General features: G+C 42.5%; 7 protein-coding genes. All 7 read right to left on the bottom strand.

What is annotated here, in order from left to right; translation table 11 throughout:
- Positions 1 to 286, bottom strand: a 286-nt coding sequence (locus ACH2DQ_RS14490; RefSeq protein ID WP_395027224.1) for a hypothetical protein, incomplete at its 3' end; no start/stop codon positions are given.
- Between the two features lie 12 nt (positions 287 to 298).
- Positions 299 to 808: a hypothetical protein gene (locus ACH2DQ_RS14485; protein WP_394910682.1), complete on the bottom strand. Its 510-nt coding sequence runs from the start codon at positions 806 to 808 to the stop codon at positions 299 to 301.
- A complete protein-coding gene (locus ACH2DQ_RS14480; RefSeq protein ID WP_394910683.1) occupies positions 805 to 1,341 on the bottom strand; it encodes a hypothetical protein in 537 nt (178 codons plus the stop codon). The genes ACH2DQ_RS14485 and ACH2DQ_RS14480 overlap by 4 nt, the downstream gene beginning before the upstream one ends.
- A 69-nt stretch (positions 1,342 to 1,410) precedes the next feature.
- Positions 1,411 to 2,208 carry a hypothetical protein gene (locus ACH2DQ_RS14475; RefSeq protein WP_394910684.1) on the bottom strand — a complete coding sequence of 266 codons (798 nt, stop codon included), beginning with the start codon at positions 2,206 to 2,208 and terminating at the stop codon, positions 1,411 to 1,413.
- A gap of 290 nt (positions 2,209 to 2,498) precedes the next feature.
- Positions 2,499 to 3,329, bottom strand: coding sequence for a hypothetical protein (locus tag ACH2DQ_RS14470; protein WP_394910685.1), 831 nt, complete (start codon positions 3,327 to 3,329; stop codon positions 2,499 to 2,501).
- An 82-nt stretch (positions 3,330 to 3,411) separates the two neighbouring features.
- Entirely contained in the window at positions 3,412 to 3,936 is a 525-nt protein-coding gene (locus ACH2DQ_RS14465; protein ID WP_394910686.1) for a hypothetical protein, read from the bottom strand.
- A 17-nt stretch (positions 3,937 to 3,953) separates the two neighbouring features.
- Positions 3,954 to 12,910, bottom strand: an 8,957-nt coding sequence (locus ACH2DQ_RS14460; protein WP_395027220.1) for a hypothetical protein, incomplete at its 5' end; no start/stop codon positions are given.

Raw genomic sequence — 12,910 nt, 5'->3', positions numbered from 1 at the left:
ATACATATCTGTCCAGCTGTGGAACATACAATTCTACTGATGCGCCCTCAATGGGCTTTGCTGTTTCTTCATCCTTTACTATAAATTGAAGTTTTCCCATATAATCAACAACTACTCCCGCCGATATATCCGTACTGCTTTTCCCCGGCGTATAGGACTCAGTTGGCCTTACTTCTCCTGAAGTTCCTGATTTTGCAGTTACACCGCTGCTGCAACAACACCATGCTATAAAACCGGTCAGCATTAAAATCGTAAGACAGCGTGTTTTTTTTAATAATACGTGCACTTCATAACCACCTCATCTCTCTATTATCACCACTACTTTTCTGGCTGTTTCTCCGATATATCTGTCATCTTCCGGCTGATAGAACTGGATCAGCACGGTACAGGGGTATAAACCCGGTTCCAGTTTTTTATCCAGATATATGGAATCTATGTAAAATCCGGGATCTATCCCATCTGATTCATAAAGTACACTGCCATCCTGATCGGAATATATACTTCCACTGATGCAGAATCTGTTCCGGCTGTCATTGGCGAAACGAATTGTTCCTTTATCCTCCGTACTTTGAAAATAGATGACAGATTCTATATTTATATACTCCATGGCATCTGCCAATAACATGTTTCGTTCTTCTCGATTGTCATTTTCTCTTTCTCTGGCCTTATTGTCCCTGGCCAGCGGAAGTTCCGAAGGATTCCAGGCAGTATAGATACCAAGTCCGGTATAGAATCCTCCTGCCAGCATACATATAGCGGAAGCTGCTAATAATAACTTATTTATCCACGCCTGCTTGATTCTCATCATGAATAAACTTTTCCATCTTTGATCCGAAGCAGAACATTTACCTTTGTTTTTGCTATTTCATCCTCTGTTTCATCCAGCGCGTATGTGGTGAATACTGCAGTGGCATGATATTCTCCGCTTTTTAACGTCTTGTTCAGCTCCACATATTCTATGTAATAACCAGGATCTATCAGTCCCGATTGATAAATGGTTTCTCCCGTATCATCTAAAACCAGATCAATCTGAAGAGAGTAGCGGTTTCCCGGAACATTTTCTATTCCCAGCTTTCCTTTTTTACCTCCTTCTTCAAATACAGGTTCTGCTGCAATCCCGATATCTACCATTCCTTCTTCCACCTTTTGGCTAAGTAATTCTGCCATCTCCGAAGGGCTTTTCCCCGGAAGAATACCTCCTAAGGCATCTTCATCTCTTGTAAGCCTGTCCTTGCCCTGAGAATTCTGGGATTGATAATAGAAACCTCCTGCTATACCTCCCAGAATTAAGACCAGAGCCAACACTATAAGCCACTTTTTGCCCTTTTTCTTTTGTTCCATATCTGATATTTTCCTTTCTGAATCTGTTCGCCCTTACTGTAATATCACGTTAAGTGTAACATCACAGTTCTAATCTGCATTGATCTGCCAGATTATCTTGCCGGCTTTGACCGACTCCTCAATCTGTGAATACTGCCCACGGTATCCTCCTATCTCCACTCCCAGCTTCAATTCCTTTTCATAGGGATTATTTGCTGTTCCGGATGGTGTGTATCCCCCACTGCTGGGAGGTGCCTGGAGAGATATCTCATGATCAAGCCAGATGCTTTTATCAACTGTGTCCTTGCTGTCAAATACATAGGTACTGTTCTCATCTGCCAGATTTATACGAAAATTTTTGAAGTTACTTTCATCCGTGGTCAGCTTCTCATCTTCCGCCGCCGCTTTCCAAAATCCCCGCTCTTCTCCCGGACTGTCCACACCTTCCATAAAAGCATTTAGGCTGACCGCTTTTCCCTGACGGACTGCGGGATCATAATTGTCATTGCCGTCTGCGTCCTGATCCGCAGTCTGAGTGGAATAATTTTTTACCCGGAGTGTGGAGTCACCTACAACCCCTATTTCATAATCACTTGCCGTGTTGTCATGATCCAGTACATTCACTACCACATTGGGCAGCAGCAGTGTGCCATTGTCCACAGAGATTTTTACCCTGTTCCCTGCATCCAGAGTTCCATTTACAACAAATGCAAAAGTTGTTGGAACCGTAACGGATATTCTGGGTCTATAATCTTTTTTTGCCACATCCAGCCACACATCCTGGCTGGGACCGGGGTCAGCCGCCTGAATACTTATGGCGTTTTCCGCCATAAAAATGGCAGCTACGCAAATTCCCATGGCAAAAGTCCATTTCCTATTTATCTTCATTTTTTCTTCCCTTCTTTCCAATGTATTTTTATGGAAAAAATCTTTTGCAGAAAAACCTCAGCGCATGTAGTAAAAATGCTTCCTGAAAGCTGTGCACCTTATAGACAGGCTTTGTTTTAGATTTGCCTGCAACAAACTTTTTCCATTCCCGGGGACTCCAACGCATATTACGGATAACTCCGTAGTGGGCTGTACCCAAATATGCTTATTGGTATCCCCCGGTATGATGCCATTTTAATGTTTTAAATTATTTTAATTGTTATTATATTTAATTTTTTGTTTTAATTGAATTATTGTAAGAATTCATTACCTGGAGCAGTTGGGATATTATTTGTTGTATTGTCAACCTGGTATCCTACTGTCCAAACGATGGTACCTACTTTTGCAGACTGTTCAATCTGTTTGTAATCCCCACGTTTTCCGCCAACCTGTACATCAAATGCCAGGTCTTTTGCTGCGCCGGTCTTAGCAAGCTTTGTTGTAGTATCTACATTTGCTGCATCGGATACATCTGGAGCAGCCAGTACTACGGCATTAGCCATCTCGAAAGTATTTGCTCCAGCTGCCTTATTGAATTTCTGGCTTTCCAGACTAAGGGTAAATTCTTTGAATCCCTGTGCGTTTGCACTGTGCTTCCAGTAGTTACGGTCTTTATCGGATCCCTTATTTTCAATGGATCCTGTGAGATTTACCGGAATACCTTCACGTCCGCCACCCGTTTTTTCTTTAGTAGAATAGTTGGTAAAGGTCATGGTACTGTCCTGTTCTACTGCAATTTCATAATCACTGTTATTTGAAGTAGGGTCCAATACATTTACCTTTACGTTTGGCAGTAAAATGGTACCATCTGCAGATGACAGCGGATTATTCAATTTCGCTGCATCCAAAGTTCCATTTACTACAAACGCAAAAACGGTAGGTACGGTTACACGAATACGTGCATCTGCATTTGTCTCATCATCTACTACAACACCGGCATATACATCGGTGCCGCCTGGTACTGTTACAACTTCACCGCCTGAATTGGTGGTAGCTGCCATAGCCGGAATTGTCATTGACATGCAGAGTGCTGCTGCTGTTAAGGTTCCTAATACTTTCTTTGCTGTGTTTTTTCTTCTCATTATAATTTCCTCCAATGGTATGTTTTATTTTTTAATATATATTAAAAGGGTAAATGGCAAACCCCTTTAAATCGATTGTTCGTCAGTTCAGGATCTTCATCCTGACTTTGACATTTACCTGGCCGATATCCTCCAGGCTTTCCGGGTCGGTTGCAGTTACGACTGCTGTACAGTCATACTCCCCTGCTCCCAGGTTCTGTTCCAGTTTTATTTTGTCTATGTATTGACCCGGTTTTAAGCCGTCACTTTGATAAAGAACTGTCTGGTCTTTATCCAGCATAAGCGTTACACGGCAGTAATATCTGTTCTCTTTTATATTTTCAATCCCCAGGTTGCCTTCACTGTTACCATCTTTAAACACCGGTTCCACGTTCATGGAAACATTGAACATCCCTTCTTGTACAATGCCGTCCAGCATACCCTGCAGCTCTGTAGGAGTTTTCCCCTCCAGAGTGCCGTCCTTTGCCATCTTGTCAAACCAATATTTACTGGTATCATCCATCTTATTTCTATTCAGCAGGAAGTACCCTGCCACAGCTGCTGCCGCCAGAAGAAGGAGCAGCAGCAGAACGGCCCATTTTTTGACCTTTCTCTCTTTCTTTTCCATTAATTACTCCTTTTCTGTCAGCGGACTATTTCAAATTTATAAATCATCTGGTATTTCGCCCTGGCATTTTCTTTTACATAAGTATCCGGTTCCTCATAAGAGGTTCCAAATAAGGTATCATTATATTTTTCAAAAAATGCCGTATCGGCTGTTCCTTTAAAAGTAAATTTCCCCGAGGCTCCTGCTTCTAATTCTCCGAATAGGATAGGTGTGGTATTGGCTTTTGACAGGGCGGATTCCGAAAGTCCGGCAAATCCGTTGCTGCTTTCCTGATCGGCTCCCGCTACTGCCAGATAAAGTTTCTTATCCAAATCGGCTCCTGTCAGTTCTGTTTCATCGCCTACCAGTATCATCTGATCCCAGGTAATCCCCGCCGTATGATTATCATTTCGAAAAGCCACTACGGAGACTTTTGTCTTATATTTACCACCGTTTGTAATTGTATAATCCGGTGCATCTAAAGAAGCTTTGCGTATATTTTTATTTTTTTCGCTTGCCTGAAGAGGATTCTCAACTGCCGCCAGGCAGACCTCTAACGGAACTGAAATATCCATTATTTCGTAATTGTAAAGCTCCAGAGTGTCATTCTCTGTGGTTGATTCCACCAGATAAAGCGCCGGATTCACCGTGGTAATAGAGGTTCCCAGCTTATAGTGGTAATACTCATCGTCTACAGCATCCTCATATGCCTCACGAATGTCATACACTGCAATATCTCTTCCATTTACCGGATTATCTGCATTGATATCCAGGTAATCGTCTGCATTCAGCTTTTCCTGGATATGTATTACCCGGTCAGCTCCCCAGACCGGATTGTCCTGTGTCCCAGTATTCTCTGTTGTCAGATAGATTTCCTGATTTGCCAGTCCGGCGGTTCCATATACTATGGTAAAATATCCATCCTGGTAAATTCCGGCTCCGCATCCTGCACGATTATTCTTTAGCACGGCTCCGTCAAAGTTTAAACTACCATGATTTGACACGGCTCCGCCTTCTTCTTTTCCTTCTACATTCAGCGTATTATCATTATTCTCAAGAATCGTTCCTTCGTTAAGATTCAACGTACTTCTCGTTTCCGTGACAATCAGCGGTGCTTCAGACTTAGTTGTGAAAGCAACATCTTCCAAAGGATCTCCGATTGCAACAGGCATACGGTGACCATCAATACTGATCTGCTGCAAAGTGAAACTGCTGCCTCCATTTATTTTAAACAATTCTTTCGTATGATTTCCCGGACTGCTAAAGTGAGGATCTGTCTTCATAGCATCAGGAACCACATACCTTCGGATGTCTACCGACCCCCCGATAATATTAATATTCCCCGGACTGCCGGCTTCTGAATATGAAGTTGCCGATATGGAAATGTCCTTATTAATACTTACCGTATCTACCACATACAGATATCCTCCACCGATATTTTCCAGCAGTTCATATGCTTTTTTCAGTGTCTGAACCGCATCGTCAGGCAGCCCTCCGCTGTTCGTATTATCATCCCCATTCACACCATCGATATAAACTCTGTGACGGTACTGCAGCTCCAGAACATTTACTTCTCCGGTACGGCTTCCTATGGAAAAGATGTCGGTAACGGACCTTTCAAGCTGATAAATGGATATCTCTTCCAGTGTTGGTTCATAGGGTTCCAGTGTACTTGTCCGCCCGGGATACTGTACCAGCGGTCTTCCAAGGTAAGGATCGTCCATGGTTATCTGTAATTCACCATTCACCGGCTTGAATCCACGCAGTGAGATTGCAATAAATTTACTTGACGCTGTATTTCCTGTGCTTCCGCTTCCGGTCAGGTGGACCGTTCCTTCGATTTTGGGTGCCCGGTCTAAGATACAGGTACCATCCTGATAAATGGCGCTGCCTTTGCCGTCCGGCGTCTTTACATCTGAGATTTCAACGCTGACTGCCTGGAATGTTCCTCCGTCAACATAGACACCTGCACTCTTGGCATCCGCCGCTGTATTGTGGTTCCGGTATATCGTTGCACCTGCCGGTATTATCAGGCTCCCTTTTACATGGAAGATGGGCGCCTTAGCTTCCACTTTTCCTGCTGCATATATGGGGTTTCCTACTACTTCCTGGCTGTGACCGTCAAAATATATGTTATCCGCGGTTAATTTACCAGAAACAGCTATTTCCATCATTACTCCGGTATAGGTAGGTATTTCATACTGTTCTTTTTGAGGAAGTTCCTCCCATGCATCCGGCTGTGCATATCGCTGGAAATAGACCGGACCTTTCGCATCAATCTTTTTAGCGCCATTTTCATAATATCCATGTGCACCGGCAGAATCATTTATATTATTCATTTTAATTTCATCATCTACCGTAACTTTTCCTACAATTGTTATTACCCCTCCTTCAGCACCTGCCTCCAGAATTTTATATGCTCTTTCCAGTGTACGAACGGACTTTTTAGGTGTTTTACCATCCAAAGTGTCATCACCGCTTTCACCATTGAGATAAACAACCCCTTTTTGCTGAAGTTCCAGAATATTTTTATCGCTGCTCCTGTTCTCCAGATGATAAATTGCTAAAATTGATGAATCCAGGCTGAAATATTTTTTGGTATTGCTGTCAGGTTCCACTCCGGACGGATATTGGATGACACGGCGTCCTCCATAGGTATTGTCCATATTCAGTTTTAATACTGTGCCGTTTGCAGGCTTATAAGTATTCCCTGCACTGATATAATTGCTGGAGGCATCGGCAGCACCGCTGCCCGTCAGATATACTTCTCCGTTTATAGATGAAGTTCCGTCAATACTCATGGAACCTCCTTGATAAACTGCACTTCCTTTTGATGCACTTACATCCTGTATGGTCCCACCATTTACCGTAAGGGTTCCTCCATTATTTTTAACTGCACCTCCTGTTTTTCCTGTAGGAAGGCTGTTTAATCTTAATTTTGTGTCTGCGCTCATGGCTACAGCTGCTCCCTCATCGATCTGGATTAAAGAATCACCTTCGATAACACTGTCTATTTCTCTTCTTCCCAATATCGAAATGTTCTGAAGCTTCAGATCCGCACCAGCTTTTGCATGTACGACAGCACCTGTATAGGCAGGCCATTCTTTACCTGCTCCATAAATAGGAAATCCGGTATAACGACACACCCAGGCTGAATCTGGCAGATTCCAGGTCTCCTGCCGGCTGACCTCAATCGGACCGCTGGCATAGATAACATAATGACTGCCGCCTCCGGCAGATATGGCTTTTGCCATAGTCTTAACCGCCCTGTCCGGATTTGCTCCGTTATTGTTGTCTGACCCTTTTTCACTGTCTATGTAGACACATTGTTTAAGTACAAGATTCGGTGCCTGTTTTTCTAAAACAAATCCTGCTACCTGAGTTGTAAAATATGCCAGATAACCGGTGGCATCTAAGATAACATCATTATCCGCTTTCACCACAACACTGCCTTTTGTAAAAGAGCTGGAACAGTCAATTATATATTTTCTGTTTCTCTGATAGATGGATCCGCCTAAAATCAACGGATAGGATGTACCTGCAAGAAAAATTCTGTCAGAAATAACACTCCCTCCGCCTTTCAGAATAAACGATGACCCTTCCACATAGATACCGGCATTCGTTTTCTCAGCGGGTATTGCAGAATTCAAAGGTATGTTATCGCGGATAACTCCTCCCGCTACTTCCACCCTGGCGGAATTCCCGTAATAATAGATTCCTGCACCTTTGTTTGCCTTGTTCCCCCTGATATTTCCGCTGAGGAATTTCAAGGTTCCGCCTGTAACTGCTATCCCACCTCCTTTGCTAAACGAACTTGATATTGTTTCGTTTTTGAGTGCTTTGCAACTATTGTTTTGAATTTCCGTACCATTTATTGTTACCTGGCCACTGTTTACGTATATTCCGCCTCCCAGCACACCATATGTAGGTGAGGTACTGACACCATTATAAACCAATTCGTTATCAGAAATAATTCCCCCATTAGCTGTGAACGTACCATTGTTAAATATAGTTCCCCTTATATCAGCCGCATAGGCAGAAGAATCTGATACGTTCTCTGTAACTGCTGCACTTCCCGACATATTCAAGGTTCCGGCATTATATATACCCGTTCCAGATATGGAGGATGATACTTGCTCTGCCCTGTTTCCGGAGATGGTTCCGCCGGAAAATTCAAAAATAGAACTGGAACTAGAATTATATACACCAACACCATAACTATAGGTGACAGCACGATTTACATTATTATCTATATGACCGGAAGTCATGACTACTTTACTGTAATTGTAAATACCCGCAGCATATGCATAGGTATTGCTGGAAGATATTCCATAGCACTCATTATTAACTATACTTCCACCCTTAATATTCACAATACCACGGTTTAAAATCGCCGCTCCGCCTTCATTTGTATTTGTTTTACGGTTATTTTGTAAAAATCCCCCCTCTTCTAAATTCATGACTGCGTTAGCACCATTGATATTGATTATGGAACCTGTAATTGCTGTATTCGATGGAATATTTTCTTTATTTCCGTCTATTGTAATGTTTTTTACCGTGAATACCGCATTTCCAGCCAATTGAATCATATGTCCCGCATAGTTTTCATCTCGTATAACTTTCGGCTTCCAGGTCTGTCCTTTATTATTGGTAAACGTTCCGCCTTCATCAAAACTCCAGGTATCTCCATTGGGCTTCGCTGACTCTGCATATCCAAAATCTATTACATAATTACAGATTACAATATTAGCTCCGGAATCTCTCTTTTTCAGTAGTTCTACTGCTTTTTCAAAAGTCGCTACCGGTGCTCCCCGGCTTCCCCCATTGTTATTATCATTTCCCGGCACCAGTGAACTTGTAACTGTTCCTCTCCCAGCCAGATACACATTATTTTCGCCCTGAACAATGAGATTCGGCGCATCTGCCTGAATCGATTTGCCGGCTGGAAAATTAGCTGTCTTTATAAAATGATCGATAAAGATATCGGCTCCGGAAGTAAGAGACGCATCCGGCTTAACCAGAATCTGTCCCACAAAATTATCACTGCATCCGATATTAAACTTCTGGTTTTCCGGTTCACTGAGCAGGGTAATTGGTTTATTTACATCCTGTACAAAGATATCTCCGGTTACTTCCGCTTTTCCTCCCAGATTCAGCTTACCTTCACAATATACTGCGCTGCCCCGTTCAGTACTGCGATTCCCTTTTATCTCCGTTCCATCTTTCAGAGAGAGCGTTCCGGCAGAACCGGTTATAATTCCTCTGCCCTGATTATTCAGAACTTTTGTATTTCCTTCCAGGTTCATTTCCACTTCGTTGGGATATATCGTTGTACCACTGTACACATAATCGTCAACGAAGATACCATGGTTCCCATTCTCGTTTACCATAGCGGCGCCTGACATGGAAATACTGCTTGGTCCGGAATAATAACTGGAGCTGGTTGTTTTATACCGTTCCAGATAGATACCGAACGATCCGTTGTTAGAAACCCGGGCATTGTCTTTCATCTGGATCGTTACGGCCCTCTGGCTATAGATACCATAAAACGAATTGCCTTCTGACCGTGAATCTCCTCCAATAACAGAATTCCCCTCCATAATAATCTTAGAACGGTTCGCACTGGTTGCCGTTGAAGTGGCATATACGTAATTAAGCCCATAGAAGTTTCCACTTATTTGGGAGTTTCCACGCATAATTAAATTTGTATAATACAGGTTATATGATGGTGCAGACTGAATGCCACTGTTAGTCTGCTCAATTCTGGCATGTCCGTCCATAATAACAGAAACATTATCTCCGCTGCTTGGAGTAGAATTGATATTATTCAGATAAATTCCCGAACCATTTCGACTCTTATTTCTTATCACGGATTTCTCTTTCATATAGAGACGACTGTCCTTTGATACATTATATACGTAAACGCCATAATTGCTAAAATCATATATTTGCGACTCTCCTTGCATTACCGCCACATTATTGGCACCAACCATATATATTCCTGTATGATTTTCCTGCAGCATTGCTTTATCATTCATAACCAGCATTGGTGTATCTGAGACCGTAGATCTGCCCAATAAACCAATACCGAATCTGGACGGTGCCGTTATATAGGATGTATCATTCATAACTGCTGAAGAGCTGTCATTTGTAATTCCAATACCTCCTGTGTTGCTTGAAACTCCTGGTACACTTCCTTTGCTGCTGTCATTATCGATATAATATGAATTTTCAATCCCGGAATGATCCTGCATGGTCAGAGTACCGCCATTTTTCAGATAAACCGCCCAATTTCCATGGCTTCGTACCACTGCACCATCACTCTTATCCTGGGCTGTACCTTTCATTAATATGGATCCGCCTGAATTGTCGATACCATAACTATAATTGTTTTGGATAATCGCGTTTTCCAGTATTAAAGAAGCATTGGAGTTCAAATATATCATTGCTTTCACCGTATTATTGGCTCCGTCTACTGCTCCTGCATTACCATCCATTAAAAGTTTACCAATTGTAAATTTATCGGAACCTACTCCCTGCAGGTTCACCATCGTATCATAATAACTGGCAAAACGCTTTACCTGTGCCAAATTCAGGTTAATTACATTTCCCTCTGTGTTAACGGTATCAGACTGGACATATTCTTCAGCCTCATAATCCAGTTCCCACCTCTGATCCCCAGCATTTCCAGGAATTGATACCTGCCCGCAAATGTAAATATAGGGTTCAAATCCATCGGGATCGTAGCCAGTTTCATCTGTCTGTTTCTTAGCATTCACTTTTGCATTTGCAATCCTATCCGCCAAAATAGTTTTTGCATGTTCAAAGGTTCCTACCGCATCTGATGGCGAAGTTCCGCTGTTGGCATTGCTGCCTTTTGTTCCATCCAGGTAAACGCCTTCACCCACCAGTATAATATTTTTATTGAAACCGCCAAGCTGGGTCTTCGGAGGAATAATCCCTCCTGTAAAATAGGATACATAAGGCTCCGCGTCCTGAAGATACGGAAAACGATATATCACACCCATGACATTTACGTCCCCTCTATTTGCCGGAGCTACCACTACACTTCCCACTTCAAAAGCATCTGTATTGAGGTATAATGGAAGTTTTCCCTCAGAACCAGTTGTCGGTACCGGCTTTAAGAGATTCAGCTTACTGGTTGCCGTATTTAAATATACTTTATCTCCTATTGTCACTGCTTCCGGATCTATATATATTTTATTGGTGGAAGTTGTGCTGATGTTTAGATAAATGCCGAAATGCTTAGCATCTGTATTCCCGCTTTCATAGGTTCCCCCCATAAAAAAGATATTCGCGCTTCCATAACAGGTACTACCTAACACAGCTTTGTTGTTTATCACAGAGGTCCCGGTTCCCAAATATGTACTTCCCCCGCTGCCTAAGACACCTCCTCCATTTTCATTGGCTGTATTACCGGAAATCTCAGTTTTTTCAAAATATACAGTTCCATAAGATACATACACTCCTCCGCCATATTGAGCTGTATTATCTTTCACAACTGCACTGTCTGCTTTCAGGGAACCTCCGGCATTATAAATACCTCCTCCGCTTCCATAGGCATTATTTTCTTTCATTTCTACACCCTGGCTGATTATGACATATGAGGAAATGTTATATAACCCACCTCCGTACTGACCTTTATTTTTCTGTATAGTGCCGCCGGATATGGTAAATGGGTTACCGGATGAACCTCCACTAAGATATAATCCTCCACCATAGGTTCCTTCATTTCCCTGTATAAAGCCTCCTGTTACAGACATACTTCCGGATGATGAGTAAATTCCTCCTCCATTATAAGCATTTGTATTCTTTTCAATGGTACCACCATTAACAGTGAGTTTCCCACCAGTATTATAAATGCCTCCACCCTGAGGGCCACCGGAATAGGAGCTAGTAAGCGTATTTGCGGATATTCTTCCGCTGTCCATTATCATTTCCGCTGAAGAATTGAGATAAATGCCTCCTCCGTATGCATATCCCCCTATTAGGTTATTCTCTGAAATAACAGCATTTCCACTTAGGCGGAGAGTTCCGCCTCCCATATAAATTCCGCCTCCATAGCTGCTGTATGAACTGCTGCTGTTGTATCCGGATGATGGTTTTGCAGTATTTTTAGTAATGCTTCCTCCGCTGATATTAATAGCTGTTTTACTTCCGGCAGTATAGATTCCGCCACCGTAACCATAATAATATCCGTAGGACGATATATTCGAACTGATCGTTCCGCCTGTCATATCCATACGTCCATTACTAATATAGACACCCCCGCCGTACCCATTTTCCGTATAGCGGTTGTTGTCTGTTATACTCCCCCCATTCATCGTGAAGATTGTATCATCTGTGTTCACACCTACGATAGAGACTCCTACAGATTTTCTAGTGATCGTACCTCCATTCATTGTAAATTCCGTAGTCTTCCCTGCTGCTCCCTGCACTTTTACACCGGTTCCCCGATAATATCCGCTATATCCTTTCAAAAGTGTCCCTTCCTCAGAGATATAGTTTCCACCGGGCATTACATTAATCATTACATTTCCCGATACATCATTATCATATTGCAGGGTAATAGACGATGTGGTCAGCTTCCCTCCCTCTTTTACATTCACCAGCACAGTTGGTATCAGCGTGTGATGGCTGTTATATTCCGGGTAGGTCTTGCAGTTGGCAACTTTTGCTTCCCCGCTTCTGTCCCTTCCTTCATCATCAAGAAAGTTCCATTCTTCTGCGGCTGTAATATCTACGGTATCACAGATATAAATTACCCGGTTTTTAGGTTCTATTTCATCCCAGTTATCAAATAAAATCTTTTTTGCCTGGGCAAAAGTCTTTACAGGCCAGTTACAATTACCTCCAAACCAGGTGTCATTTCCTTCCTGGCCATTGAGGAATACTCCGGTAAAAACAAATTTTCGATAAAGTTCAATATGATTTTTAAATTCTCCATCACAGTCTTGATACGTATCTTTTCGAA

Source organism: Robinsoniella sp. (assembly GCF_034124845.1).
The sequence above is the reverse complement of the archived record's forward strand: the minus strand, read 5'-3'. Positions and strand labels throughout refer to the sequence as shown.